The organism is Metapseudomonas otitidis (assembly GCF_900111835.1).
GTDB lineage: Bacteria > Pseudomonadota > Gammaproteobacteria > Pseudomonadales > Pseudomonadaceae > Metapseudomonas > Metapseudomonas otitidis.
This window is the reverse complement of record NZ_FOJP01000001.1, coordinates 49,633-62,720: the sequence shown is the minus strand read 5'-3', so window position 1 is coordinate 62,720 and position 13,088 is coordinate 49,633. Positions and strand designations below refer to the sequence as shown.

The 13,088-nt window shown below is 67.7% G+C and carries 12 protein-coding genes; 7 read left to right on the top strand and 5 right to left on the bottom strand.

Annotated features, from left to right (window positions below):
• Window positions 1-75: 75 nt before the first annotated feature.
• A complete protein-coding gene (locus BM198_RS00285; RefSeq protein WP_074966960.1) occupies window positions 76-1,407 on the top strand; it encodes an NAD(P)/FAD-dependent oxidoreductase in 1,332 nt (443 codons plus the stop codon).
• A 3-nt stretch (window positions 1,408-1,410) separates the two neighbouring features.
• Here BM198_RS00285 and BM198_RS00280 read toward each other — a convergent pair whose 3' ends face one another.
• Window positions 1,411-2,568, bottom strand: a complete 1,158-nt coding sequence (locus BM198_RS00280; RefSeq protein WP_044400724.1) for an MFS transporter — start codon at window positions 2,566-2,568, stop codon at window positions 1,411-1,413.
• Between the two features lie 178 nt (window positions 2,569-2,746).
• Window positions 2,747-4,240: an aldehyde dehydrogenase gene (locus tag BM198_RS00275; RefSeq protein WP_044400721.1), complete on the bottom strand. Its 1,494-nt coding sequence runs from the start codon at window positions 4,238-4,240 to the stop codon at window positions 2,747-2,749.
• 314 nt (window positions 4,241-4,554) lie between these two features.
• On the opposite strand from BM198_RS00275, the gene BM198_RS00270 reads away from it, so the two are divergent.
• Entirely contained in the window at window positions 4,555-4,917 is a 363-nt protein-coding gene (locus BM198_RS00270) for a cupin domain-containing protein (protein ID WP_044400718.1), read from the top strand.
• 132 nt (window positions 4,918-5,049) lie between these two features.
• Here BM198_RS00270 and rpmG read toward each other — a convergent pair whose 3' ends face one another.
• Both rpmG and rpmB read right to left on the bottom strand, forming a co-directional pair.
• Window positions 5,050-5,205 (bottom strand): 50S ribosomal protein L33, encoded by a 156-nt coding sequence (gene rpmG, locus BM198_RS00265; RefSeq protein ID WP_012703270.1) that lies wholly within the window; start codon window positions 5,203-5,205, stop codon window positions 5,050-5,052.
• Between the two features lie 10 nt (window positions 5,206-5,215).
• Window positions 5,216-5,452, bottom strand: coding sequence for a 50S ribosomal protein L28 (gene rpmB / locus BM198_RS00260; protein WP_044400708.1), 237 nt, complete (start codon window positions 5,450-5,452; stop codon window positions 5,216-5,218).
• Window positions 5,453-5,792: 340 nt separating this feature from the next.
• Between rpmB and BM198_RS00255 the strand changes: the two genes are divergently transcribed.
• Together BM198_RS00255 and BM198_RS00250 are read left to right on the top strand one after the other, a co-directional pair.
• A complete protein-coding gene (locus tag BM198_RS00255) occupies window positions 5,793-7,370 on the top strand; it encodes an ABC transporter substrate-binding protein (protein ID WP_074966958.1) in 1,578 nt (525 codons plus the stop codon).
• A complete protein-coding gene (locus BM198_RS00250) occupies window positions 7,367-7,927 on the top strand; it encodes a DUF2867 domain-containing protein (RefSeq protein WP_074966956.1) in 561 nt (186 codons plus the stop codon). Before BM198_RS00255 ends, BM198_RS00250 begins: the two co-directional genes overlap by 4 nt.
• On the opposite strand, the gene radC is transcribed toward BM198_RS00250, so the two are convergent.
• The gene (radC, locus tag BM198_RS00245) at window positions 7,924-8,598 is read right to left on the bottom strand and encodes a RadC family protein (protein WP_069559568.1); all 675 of its coding nucleotides are present in this window, start codon (window positions 8,596-8,598) and stop codon (window positions 7,924-7,926) included. The two genes, BM198_RS00250 and radC, sit on opposite strands and share 4 nt — an antisense overlap.
• A gap of 141 nt (window positions 8,599-8,739) precedes the next feature.
• Between radC and coaBC the strand changes: the two genes are divergently transcribed.
• From coaBC to algC, 3 genes are all read left to right on the top strand, one after another.
• The gene (gene coaBC, locus BM198_RS00240; protein ID WP_074966954.1) at window positions 8,740-9,948 is read left to right on the top strand and encodes a bifunctional phosphopantothenoylcysteine decarboxylase/phosphopantothenate--cysteine ligase CoaBC; all 1,209 of its coding nucleotides are present in this window, start codon (window positions 8,740-8,742) and stop codon (window positions 9,946-9,948) included.
• Between the two features lie 6 nt (window positions 9,949-9,954).
• Window positions 9,955-10,410, top strand: coding sequence for a dUTP diphosphatase (dut, locus tag BM198_RS00235; protein ID WP_074966953.1), 456 nt, complete (start codon window positions 9,955-9,957; stop codon window positions 10,408-10,410).
• 1,271 nt (window positions 10,411-11,681) lie between these two features.
• Window positions 11,682-13,076, top strand: coding sequence for a phosphomannomutase/phosphoglucomutase (algC, locus tag BM198_RS30275; RefSeq protein WP_201774858.1), 1,395 nt, complete (start codon window positions 11,682-11,684; stop codon window positions 13,074-13,076).
• Window positions 13,077-13,088 lie beyond the last annotated feature (12 nt).

The following is a 13,088-nucleotide window of genomic DNA, read 5'->3' as shown; positions in this document are numbered from 1 at the left end:
GTCCCCTTGGCGCATGGAGAGGGGCCTGCCTATCCTGCGTCGCTTTTTTCAAACACAAGAATCAGGATTGCGCCCATGAACGCCCGCGTTCGCCAACCGGTCCACAGCGACCGCCACGCCCCCTCCTACTACGCCGCCACCGCCAACCGCCAACTGGCCTACCCGTCCCTGCAGGGCGAGGTCCGGGCCGACGTGTGCATCGTCGGCGGGGGATTCTCCGGCCTCAACACCGCCATCGAACTGGCCCGCCGCGGCATTTCGGTGGTCCTGCTGGAGGCCCGCCAGGTGGGCTGGGGCGCCAGCGGGCGCAACGGCGGCCAACTGATCCGGGGCGTCGGCCATGACGTCGACCACTTCGCGCCGGTGATCGGCGCCGAAGGCGTGCGTGCCCTCAAGCTGATGGGCCTGGAGGCCGTGGAACTGGTGCGCCAGCGGGTGGACGAGTTCGCCATCGACTGCGACCTCACCTGGGGTTACTGCGACCTGGCCAACACGGCCCGTGACTTCGCCGGCTTCGCCGAGGACATGGAGGAGCTGCGCGGGCTCGGCTATCGCCACGAGATGAAGCTGGTGCAACCCGGTGACATGCGCAGCGTGGTGGGGTCCGACCGCTATGCCGGCGGGCTCATCGACATGGGCTCGGGCCACCTGCACCCGCTCAACCTCGCCCTGGGCGAGGCGGCGGCGGCCACCTCCCTGGGCGTGCGGATATTCGAACACTCCGCAGCCACGCGCATCGACCACGGCCCCGAGGTGACGGTGCACACCGCCAGCGGCCAGGTGAAGGCCGCCACCCTGGTGCTGGGCTGCAACGCCTACATCAACGACCTCGACCCGACCCTGGGCGGCAAGGTGCTCCCGGCCGGCAGCTACATCATCGCCACCGAGCCGCTGCCCGAAGACCTGGCGCGGCAGCTGCTGCCGCAGAACATGGCGGTCTGCGACCAGCGCGTGGCCCTGGACTACTACCGCCTTTCCGCCGACCGCCGCCTGCTGTTCGGCGGCGCCTGCCACTATTCCGGGCGTGATCCGGCAGACATCGCTGCCTACATGCAGCCGAAGATGCTGGCGACCTTCCCCCAGCTGGCCGACGTGCGCATCGACTACCAGTGGGGCGGCATGATCGGCATCGGTGCCAACCGCCTGCCGCAGATCGGCCGACTGCCCGAACACCCGAACGTCTACTTCGCCCAGGCCTACTCGGGCCACGGGGTGAACGCCACCCACCTGGCGGGCAAGCTGCTGGCGGAAGCCATCTGCGGCGAGCAGGGCAGCGGCTTCGAGGTGTTCGCCAAGGTGCCCCACATCACCTTCCCCGGCGGCAAGCTGCTGCGCTCGCCGCTGCTGGCGCTGGGGATGCTCTGGTACCGCCTGCGCGAGACGCTGGGCAACAGCCTGGCGCGCTGACCCTCAGGCGCCTGGGGAGCCGGCCGGGGCGTCTTCGCCCATCGGCTCCCGGGTCCAGGCCAGCCAGACGAACCCCGCTGCCCCCACGGCCATCATCAGCGGCAACGCATGGCCGCTGATCCACTGGCTGGCGGCGCCGGTCACCAGCGGCCCGATCAGGCAGCCGATGCCCCAGAGCTGGGCGACATGGGCATTGGCCCGCACCAGCTCATCGTCCCGGAAACGCTCGCCGATCAGGATCAGCGCCAGGGTGAACAGCCCGCCGGCGCTGGCGCCGAACACCACCCACACCGGCCAGATCAGCACCGTGTGCAGCACCAGCGGCACGCTCAGGCTGGACAGCAGCAGGGCCAGGCCGCAGGCCCGGAACAGCGCACGCCGGGGTACTCGGTCCGCCATCCAGCCGATGGGTAATTGCAAGGCCGCATCCCCCACCACCACCACGCTGGCCATCAGCAGGGCCACCTCCTGGGTGAAGCCCTGGCGCAGGCCGTAGACCGGCAACAGGGTGAGCATCATCGCTTCGAAGGCCGCGAACAGCACCACCGCCCAGGCGATGGTCGGCATGCGCTGGCAGAAGACCCAGAGGCCACGCCCGGAGGCGCCGTGCTCGTCGACCTGGGGCGCGCCGCCCCGCCCGAGCAAGAGCAGCGAACCGCCGATCAACAGGCCGGTGCCGGTCCAGAAGCCGCGGTCCGTGTCGCTGCCCAGCAGGGTCAGCAGCAAGGGGCCGGACAGCTGGCTCAGCGCATAGCCGGTGCCGTACAGCGCCACCAGGCGGCCACGCCACTGCTCCACCGCCAGCTGGTTGATCCAGCTCTCGCCGAGGATGAACACCACGGTCAGCGCCACGCCGATGAACAACCGCAGCAGCAACCAGACCGGGTAGCTCTGCACCAGCGCCAGCAGCGCCACCGAGGCTGCCCCCAGCAACAGGCACAGCTGCATCAGCGGGACGGTGCCGAAGCGCGCCGCCAGGCGTCCGGCCAGGGAGGCGCCGAGGAGCACGCCCACCGCCGGGGTGGCGGCCATGACGCCGATGGCGAACGAGCCGTAGTGCCAGCTCTCCAGGCGCAGCGACACCAGTGGCATGGTCACGCCCAGCGCCAGGCCGATGCTGATGACGGCGCCACACACGGCGAAATAGGTGCCCCAACGCATGACGGTGTTCCTCCCGTTTACGGCTACTGGCTGGCGGAAAAGCAAAAACGGCCGGGCTCCCGAAGGGAAACCCGGCCGCAGGTGTGGCTCTCGCGGAGCCGGCCCTCCCCGAGAGGAGGGCGGACCTTGGCGCGACCGGAACCGGCCGCGCCGTGTCAGGCGGTCAGACCGCCGTTGTTCAGAGCTTGATCCAGGTGGCCTTCAGCTCGGTGTACTTGTCGAACGCGTGCAGGGACTTGTCGCGACCGTTGCCGGACTGCTTGAAGCCACCGAACGGCGCGGTCATGTCGCCGCCGTCGTACTGGTTGATCCACACGCTGCCGGCCCGCAGGGCCTTGCCCACCAGGTGGGCGCGGGACAGGTTGCTGGTCCACACCGCAGCCGCCAGGCCGTAGATGGTGTCGTTGGCGATGGCGACGGCCTCGGCCTCGTTGTCGAAACCGATCACCGACAGCACCGGCCCGAAGATCTCTTCCTTGGCGATGCGCATGGCGTTGGTCACGCCGTCGAAGATGGTCGGCTCGACGTAGGTGCCGCCGGTCTCTTCCATCACGCGCTTGCCGCCGGCCACCAGCTTGGCGCCGTCGTCATGGCCGGCCTGGATGTAGGACAGCACGTTGTTCATCTGGGTGGTGTCCACCAGCGCGCCGACGTTGGTGGCGGGGTCCAGCGGGTTGCCCGGCTTCCAGCCCTTGATGGCCTCGACCACCATGGGCACGAACTTCTCCTTGATGGAGTTCTCCACCAGCAGGCGCGAGCCGGCGGTGCAGACCTCGCCCTGGTTGAAGGCGATGGCGGCGGCGGCGGACTCGGCGGCAGCCTTGAGGTCCGGGGCGTCGGCGAAGACGATGTTCGGGCTCTTGCCGCCGGCTTCCAGCCAGACGCGCTTCATGTTGGATTCACCGGCGTAGATCATCAGTTGCTTGGCGATCTTGGTGGAGCCGGTGAACACCAGGGTGTCGACGTCCATGTGCAGGGCCAGGGCCTTGCCGACGGTGTGGCCGAATCCCGGCAGCACGTTGAACACGCCCGCGGGGATGCCGGCCTCGATGGCCAGCTGGGCGATGCGGATGCCGGTCAGCGGCGACTTCTCGGACGGCTTGAGGATGATGGAGTTGCCGGTAGCCAGCGCCGGGCCGAGCTTCCAGCAGGTCATCAGCAGGGGGAAGTTCCACGGCACGATGGCGGCGACCACGCCCACCGGCTCGCGGGTCACCAGGCCCAGCTCGTTGTGCGGGGTGGCGGCGACTTCGTCGTAGATCTTGTCGATGGCCTCGCCGCTCCAGCGGATGGCACGGGACGCTGACGGCACGTCGATGTTCAGCGAGTCACCGATCGGCTTGCCCATGTCCAGGGTTTCCAGCAGGGCCAGCTCTTCGGCATGGGCGTCCAGCAGGTCGGCGAAGCGGATCATCACTTCCTTGCGCTTCACCGGGGCGAGGCGCGACCAGACACCGGATTCGAAAGTGGCGCGAGCATCCTTGACCGCCACCTCGGCGTCGGCCAGGTCACAGCTGGCGACCAGGCCCAGCACACGACCATCCACAGGGCTGATGCACTCGAAGGTGGCACCGGATGCAGCCGGGGTGTATTCGCCATGGACGAAGGCGCGGGTCTCGATCTGCAGGGACTTGGCGCGCTGTTCCCAGTCGGCACGAGTGAGGGTGGTCATGGGGCGTTCCTCTTACTTTTATTAGTGGAAGTGCCGGCAGGGGAGGGACCGACACTGTCAAGAATTCTGCAAGGCCTACACGCGGCCAAAGCTGTGCGACACCCTAAACCAGAGGCCCCTGGATTTTCAATATTTTTGACACTGCCGGGAGCAGGGGCCTTGTAATGTTCATTTTATTAAACATAGACTCAGGACCGGTACGCCCGCGTTCCGCATTTCCCGCCACCGTGCATGGCGGGATTCCGAACACCTGCCGGGCAGAATAAGAAACAGGCCGCCCTGCGCGACCTCCACAACGCCGCTACGGAATCGCCATGAACATCGAATCCATCGTCGACTTCGCCACCAGCCCCGCCACCGCCGAGCACTACCGCCCCGCGCCCGAGAAGATCCTCAAGGGCGACCCCGAACAGAGTGTGCGCAACCACTACGGCAGCCCCTGCGGGCAGTTCAACGTCGGCATCTGGGAGGGCGCGGTCGGCCAGTGGACGGTGAACTACACCGAGCATGAGTACTGCGAGATCCTCCAGGGCGTCTCCGTCATCCGCGACGCCGCCGGCAGCGCCAAGACCGTGCGCGCAGGCGACCGCTTCGTGATCCCGGCCGGCTTCTCCGGCACCTGGGAAGTGCTGGAAGCCTGCCGCAAGGTCTACGTCATCTTCGAGCAGGCCAAATAAGCCTGCCGACATCCGATGCTTGTCACCCCTGGCCCGCGAAAGCGGGCTTTTTTATGTCCTGCGCCTGGCACACCAAATCGCAGGCATGAAAAAGCCCGCTATGAGGCGGGCTTTTCGCAAGGGCCGGATCAATTACTTGATCTTGGCTTCCTTGTAGATCACGTGCTTACGCACGACAGGATCGTACTTCTTGATCTCGATCTTGTCGGGAGTGGTGCGCTTGTTCTTGTCGGTGGTGTAGAAGTGGCCGGTACCGGCGCTGGACACCAAACGGATCAGTTCACGCATGATTTGCTCCTTAAACCTTTTCGCCGCGAGCGCGCAGCTCGGACAGAACGACGTCAATGCCACGCTTGTCGATGATGCGCATGCCCTTGGCGGAAACGCGCAGACGCACGAAGCGCTTCTCGGACTCGACCCAGAAGCGATGGTGCTGCAGGTTCGGCAGGAAACGACGACGGGTTTTGTTGTTTGCGTGGGAAATGTTGTTCCCGGTAGCCGGACCCTTACCGGTTACTTGACAGACTCTAGACATGCCTCAGCCCTCTAAACCTCATGCCCAACCCGGCATGGGTTGGCCGCTTGAACTCTCAATTGTGGGCGTGTTTAGCGCCCGTCTCGTCAGGGTCTTACCGGCCGCACAGTGATTGCGAAAGACCGGGCCCCAGAAAAGAGCGCTGCTTTATACCAGAACACCCCTAGTGCAGCAAGGGCTCCACCAACTTACCCACACCCTGCCGCTCGGCCATGGCGTGCGTTCCGCCGCGAGCCGGGGCGCCTCGCCCTGGCGACCATTCGTCGGCAACTGCGATTGCCCCACCGCGCTGGCTGGGCTAGCGTTCGCCTCCTGGCCAACGCATCCCGAGGAATCCGCCATGCGCCTTGCCCTGCTCCCCCTGCTGTTCGCCCCGCTGCTGGCACAGGCGGCCAACCTGAGCGTGTGCACCGAAGCCAGCCCGGACGGGTTCGACGTGGTGCAGTACAACGCCCTGACCACCACCAACGCCTCGGCCGACGTGCTGATGAACCGCCTGGTGGAATTCGATGCCCAGGCCGCCCGCCTGGTGCCGGGCCTGGCCGAGCGCTGGGAGGTGTCCGAGGACGGCCTCAGCTACAGCTTCCATCTGCGCCCCGGGGTGCGCTTCCACCGCACCGACTACTTCGCCCCGAGCCGCGAGCTGGATGCCGACGACGTGCTGTTCAGCTTCCAGCGCATGCTCGACCCGGCCAACCCCTGGCACAAGGTGGCGCAAAGCGGCTTCCCCCACGCCCAGTCCATGCAGCTGCCGGGCCTGGTGCGCTCGGTGGAGAAGGTCGACGCGCACACCGTCCGCTTCAACCTGACTCACCCCGATGCCACCTTCCTGGCGATGCTCAGCATGGGCTTCGCTTCTATCTATTCCGCCGAGTACGCCGACCAGCTGATGAAAGCCGGCACGCCGGAGAAGCTCAACGCCCAGCCCATCGGCACCGGCCCCTTCGTGTTCAAGCGCTTCCAGAAGGACGCGGCGATCCGCTACAGCGCCAACCCGGACTACTTCGCCGGCAAGCCGGCGGTGGACAACCTGGTGTTCGCCATCACCCCGGATGCCAATGTGCGCCTGCAGAAGCTGCGCCGGGGCGAATGCCAGATCGCCCTGTCGCCCAAGCCCCTGGATGTGGGGCAGGCACGCCAGGACAGCAACCTGCGGGTCGTGGAGACCCCGGCCTTCATGACCGCCTTCGTCGCGCTGAACAGCCAGCATCCGCCACTGGACCAGGCCAAGGTGCGCCAGGCGATCAATCTCGCCTTCGACAAGGCCAGCTATATAAAGGCCGTGTTCGAAGGCACCGCCACACCGGCTGACGGCCCGTTCCCGCCCACCACCTGGGGCTACGCCAAGGATCTGCCCGGCTACGCCTACGACCCTGACAAGGCCAAGGCACTGCTGGCCGAAGCCGGGTTGCCGGACGGTTTCAGCACCACCCTGTGGACACGCCCCTCCGGCAGCGTGCTCAACCCCAACCCGAACCTGGGTGCGCAGATGCTGCAGGCCGACCTGGCCAAGGTGGGCATCCGCGCCGACATCCGCGTCATCGAGTGGGGCGAACTGATCCGGCGTGCCAAGGCCGGCGAGCACGACCTGCTGTTCATGGGCTGGGCGGGCGACAACGGCGACCCGGACAACTTCCTCACGCCTCAATTCGCCTGCGCCTCGGTGCAGTCGGGCCTGAACTTCGCCCGCTACTGCAACCCGGACCTCGACCAGTTGATCAGCCAGGCCAAGGCCACGCCGGACACCACGGCGCGCAGCGATTTCTACGCCCGAGCCCAGGCGATCATCCACGAGCAGGCCCTGTGGCTGCCCCTGGCCCACCCCACGGCATTCGCCCTGGTGCGTGCCAACGTGCGCGGCTATGAGGCCAACCCCTTCGGCCGGCAGGACTTCTCCAAGGTGGAGCTGGCGCCTTGAACGAGCTGGCCGAGCGCTACCTGCCGGATTTCCAGTTCGTCGAGCGTCATCACCTCGACCTGGACACCTCCGCTGCACAGGCACTGGACGCTGCCAGCCAGCTCTCCACCCACGACGATCCGCTGGTCAGGATCCTGCTCCGCCTGCGCGAAGCCCCCGCGCGCCTGGCGAACCGACTGGGCTGGCGCAACGCACTGGAGGCCCGGCCGGCCTTCGGCCTGCATGAGTTCACACTGCTGGAACGCGACGGCGACCAGGCAATGGCCTACGGCCTGATCGGGCGCTTCTGGCGTACGGATTTCGGTCTGGAAGCGGTCCCTGACGCACAGGCCTTCATGAGGTATGAGGAACCGGGCGTCGCCAAGCTGGTGATGACCTTCCACTGCTCACCACGCCCGGCGGGTGTTCGCCTGCACACGGAGACGCGCGTCCACTGCCCGGATCGCCGCAGCCGCCTGCTGTTCACCCCCTACTGGCTGGCCATCCGCCCCGCCAGCGGGCTGATCCGGCGGCGCATGCTGGCAGCCATTCGCCGCCAGCTCGCGAGCGCGGCCTAGAGCCAGCCGTACTCGGCCAGGGACAGCGGCTCGCCATCGCCCACCACGAAGTGGTCCAGCACCCGCACATCCACCAGCGCCAGCGCATCCTTCAGGCGATGCGTCAGGTCGCGGTCGGCCTGGCTGGGTTCGGCAATGCCGGAAGGGTGGTTGTGGGTGAGGATGAGCGCGGCAGCGTTGTGTGCCAGGGCGCGCTTGACCACCTGGCGCGGGTAGACACTGGCGCCGTCGATGGTGCCGCGGAACAGCACCTCGAAGGCCAGCACCCGGTGGCGGGTATCGAGGAACAGGCAGCCGAACACTTCGTGGGGCTCGTGCCGCAACTGGGCCTTGAGGTAATCCCGCACCGCCCGGGGGTTCTCCAGTGCCGAATCCCGCCGCAATCCCTCGGCCAGGTGCCGACGGGCCATTTCCAGCACAGCCTGCAACTGGGCGAACTTGGCCGGCCCGAGCCCCGGCCGCTGGCAAAACGTGGCCAGGTCCGCCTCCAGCAGCGGGCGCAGCCCGCCGAACTGGACCAGGAGCTGGCGCGCGAGGTCCACGGCGCTCTGCCCCGGCAGCCCGGTGCGCAGGAAAATGGCGAGGAGTTCGGCGTCGGTAAGGGCCGCCGCGCCCTGTTCGAGTAGCTTCTCCCGCGGGCGTTCCGCTGCGGGCCAATGACGGATGCTCATGACACCTCCCTGGTCGGCTGCGCCGCTGTTCCCATGCGGGCGCTGTGCTATCTTAGCCAACCTTTTTTGCGCGGTGATCCGGCCCTGGGGAGGCGCCGACACCGCAGCGCACCACTCCACCTCTATTACTAAGGCAGGCCTATGCAGCGGCTCTATCGGAAACGCATCGTCCTGGGCGTGGGGGGCGGCATTGCCGCCTACAAGAGTGCGGAGCTGATCCGCCGCCTGCGCGACCAGGGCGCGGAAGTCCGGGTGGTGATGACCCAGGGCGGCCGCGAGTTCATCACACCGCTGACCCTCCAGGCCCTGTCCGGCCACCCCGTGCACCTCGACCTGCTGGACCCGGCCGCCGAAGCCGCGATGGGCCACATCGAGCTCGCCCGCTGGGCCGACCTGGTGCTGATCGCCCCGGCCACTGCCGACCTGATGGCGCGCCTGGCCCAGGGCCTGGCCAACGACCTGCTGACCACCCTGGTGCTGGCCACCGACGCCAAGGTCGCCCTGGCCCCGGCGATGAACCAGGCCATGTGGCGCGACCCGGCCACCCAGGCCAATGCCCAGTGCCTGGCCCAGCGGGGCCTGCACCTGTTCGGCCCGGCAGCCGGCAGCCAGGCCTGCGGCGATGTCGGCCCGGGCCGCATGCTGGAGGCCGACGACCTAGCCCAGCAGGCCGCCAACCTGTTCGAACACCAGGCGCTGACCGGCCGCCACGTGCTGATCACGGCCGGTCCGACCCAGGAGAATATCGACCCGGTCCGCTACATCACCAACCACAGCTCCGGGAAGATGGGCTTCGCCCTGGCCGAAGCGGCGGTGGAGGCGGGCGCCAAGGTCACCCTGATCACCGGCCCCGTCCACCTGCCGACCCCCGACCGGGTCAACCGGGTCGACGTGGTCAGCGCCCGCGACATGCTCGCGGCCTGCGAAGCGGCCATGCCCTGCGACCTGCTGATCGCTGCGGCAGCCGTGGCGGACTACCGCCCCGAAGTGGTCGCACCGCACAAAATGAAAAAGGACCCCACCAGCGGCGAAGGCCTGCTGCTGCAGCTGGTGCGCAACCCCGATATCCTCGCGACCCTGGCCGGCCGGCCCGATCGCCCCTTCAGCGTCGGCTTCGCCGCCGAGACCGAGAACCTGCTGGAGTACGCCTCGCGCAAGCTGCGCGACAAGAACCTCGACCTGATCGTTGCCAATGACGTGGCCAACCCCAGCATCGGCTTCAACAGCGAGGAGAACGCGATCACCATCATCGATCGCGGGCTGCACCAGACCAGCTTCTCCCAGACCAGCAAGGGCAAGATCGCCCGCCAGCTGGTTGCCTTCATCGCCGACCGCCTCAACCAGGCCTGAGACTCCATGCACGCACTGCAAGCCAAGATCCTCGACCCCCGCCTCGGCAGCGAATTCCCGCTGCCCCAGTACGCCACCCCCGGTTCCGCCGGCCTCGACCTGCGCGCCATGCTCAAGGAAGACCTGACGCTGGAGCCCGGCCAGACCGTGCTGATTCCCACCGGCCTCTCGATCCACATCGCCGACCCGGGCCTGGCCGCGTTGATCCTGCCGCGCTCCGGGCTGGGCCATAAGCACGGCATCGTGCTCGGCAACCTGGTGGGCCTGATCGACTCCGACTACCAGGGCGAGCTGATGGTGTCCTGCTGGAACCGTGGCCAGAGCGCCTTCACCCTGGCCGTCGGCGAACGCCTGGCCCAGCTAGTCTTGGTGCCTGTCGTGCAAGCGCATTTCGAACTCGTCGACGAGTTCGGCCAGAGCGAGCGCGGCGCCGGCGGCTTCGGCCATTCGGGCAGCCGCTGATTCCGCATTGACCTCAGGATGAATCGCGGGGGAGACCTTCAGTGAAACTCTTCAAGCGCAATGCCAAGGACACCGACACCGGCATGCTGGCCAGCCCCACCGACGCCAGGGAGCCCGCCAAGGGCGCCAAGGCCGGCAGCGGTCTGCTCACCGACCTGATGCCAGGGCTGATCGCCTCCGCCGTCGGCGTGGCCGCGGGCAGTGCGCTGCTCTGGCTCACCCTGGTGGACAGCGGCGAAAAAGCCCAGCGCGCCCAACTGGCGCAGGCCTGGGCGGACAGCCAGGGCGCCTCGTTGCGCCAGGCCCTCGGCCAGCTGGTTGCCGACACCACCGCCGCCGCCCGTAATCCGGCGCTGGCGGACGCCCTCAACAGCGGCGACCCGTCCCGCGTGCAGGTCGCCGAGCGCGGCCTGGGCTACTGGAATGCCGTGGTGGATGCCCACCTCAACCTGCCCGGTCAGGCCCAGCAGAACAGCCAGCGCGCAGCGCCGATGAACTTCGCCGCCCTGGACATGCTGCGCCGCGCCGAAAGCGGGCAGAAGCCCGCACCCGAGGCCTACAAGGTCGGCCAGCGCTGGCTGGTCTACAGCGCCGCGCCGATCCGCCTGGCCGACAACGCCCCGATCCAGGGCACGCTGTTGCTGGTGGTGGACCTGGAGCGCCTGCTGAGCGCCCTGGCCCCGCTGCCGGATGGCACCGGCCAGCTGCAGTTCACCCAGCAGTTCGGCAACGCCCCCGCCCAGACCCTGGCCCAGCGCGGCAGTGCCGCCGACGGCACGCCCATCGCCGTGGCCAGTGGCAACCCCAACTGGAAACTGACCTTCACGCCCAGCAGCCAGCTGGGCAGCTCGGGCATGCCGGTGCCGCTGCTCGGACTCGCCGCCCTGCTGTCCCTGGTGGGCGCCCTGGCCGGCCTGTACCTGGTGCATGGCGGCCTGCAGCGCAAGCTGAGGGAAGACGTCACCCAGCTCAGCCAACTGGTGCAAGAACTCTCCAGCGGCAAAAGCGTCAAACCCAACAGCCTGCGGCTGCCGGCGCTGGATGCGCTGGCCCAGTCACTGGCCCGGCAGTTGCGGCGCAAACCGGAACCGGTGGCGCCCAGCGTCGGCGACGAGCGCAAGGCCAGCCCTGCAGCAGCCCCGGCTGCCGCACCGGCCAAGGTGATCGAACCCCTGGAGCTGGCCAACCCGCTTTTCCAAGATACCGACATCCTCGATATCGACATTCTCGACGAAGACCAGGACCTCCTGGGATTGGAGCAAACCCCTGCCATGAGCACCCCGCAAGCCGCCCCCAACCTGCCCGCCAGCATTTTCCGCGCCTACGACATCCGCGGCGTGGTCGGCGATACCCTGACCGCCGAAACCGCCTACTGGGTAGGCCGTGCCATCGGCTCCGAAAGCCTCGCCCGTGGTGAGCCGAACGTCTCGGTCGGCCGCGACGGCCGTCTCTCCGGCCCCGAGCTGGTGCAGGCGCTGATCCAAGGCCTGATGGACTGCGGCTGCCATGTCACCGACATCGGCATGGTGCCGACCCCGGTGCTGTACTTCGCCGCCAACGTGCTGGACGGCAAGTCCGGTGTGATGCTCACCGGCAGCCACAACCCGCCGGACTACAACGGCTTCAAGATCGTCGTCGCCGGCGAGACCCTGGCCAACGAGCAGATCACCGCTCTGCACACCCGCATCAAGAACAACGACCTGGCCACCGGCGTGGGCAGCGTCCAGCAGGTCGAGATCCTCGACCGCTACTTCCAGCAGATCCGCGATGACATCGCCATGGCCAAGCCCATGCGCGTGGTGGTGGACTGCGGCAACGGCGTGGCCGGCGTCATCGCACCCAAGCTGATCGAGGCCCTGGGCTGCAGCGTGATCCCGCTGTACTGCGACGTCGACGGCACCTTCCCGAACCACCACCCGGACCCGGGTAAGCCGGAGAACCTGGAAGACCTGATCGCCAAGGTGAAGGAAGAGAACGCCGACCTGGGCCTGGCCTTCGACGGCGACGGCGACCGGGTGGGCGTGGTGACCAACGAAGGCACCATCATCTACCCCGACCGCCTGCTGATGCTGTTCGCCAAGGACGTGGTGTCCCGCAACCCGGGCGCCGACATCATCTTCGACGTCAAGTGCACCCGCCGCCTGACCTCCCTCATCAGCGGCTACGGCGGCCGTCCGGTGATGTGGAAGACCGGCCACTCGCTGATCAAGAAGAAGATGAAGGAAACCGGCGCGCTGCTGGCCGGCGAGATGAGCGGCCACATCTTCTTCAAGGAGCGCTGGTACGGCTTCGACGACGGCATTTACAGCGCCGCCCGCCTGCTGGAGATCCTCAGCCAGGACAAGCGTGATGCCGAACACGTGTTCACCGCCTTCCCGAAGGACATCTCCACCCCGGAGATCAACATCACCGTCACCGACGAGAGCAAGTTCCGCCTGATCGAGCGCCTGCAGCGCGACGGCACCTGGGGCGATGCCAACCTCACCACCCTGGACGGCGTGCGCGTCGACTATCCCAAGGGCTGGGGCCTGGTGCGCGCCTCCAACACCACGCCGGTGCTGGTGCTGCGCTTCGAGGCCGACTCCGAGGCGGAACTGGAGCGCATCAAGGAAGTGTTCCGCGCCCAGCTCTACGCCGTCGCCCCCGATATCAACCTGCCGTTCTGATCCACGGAGCCC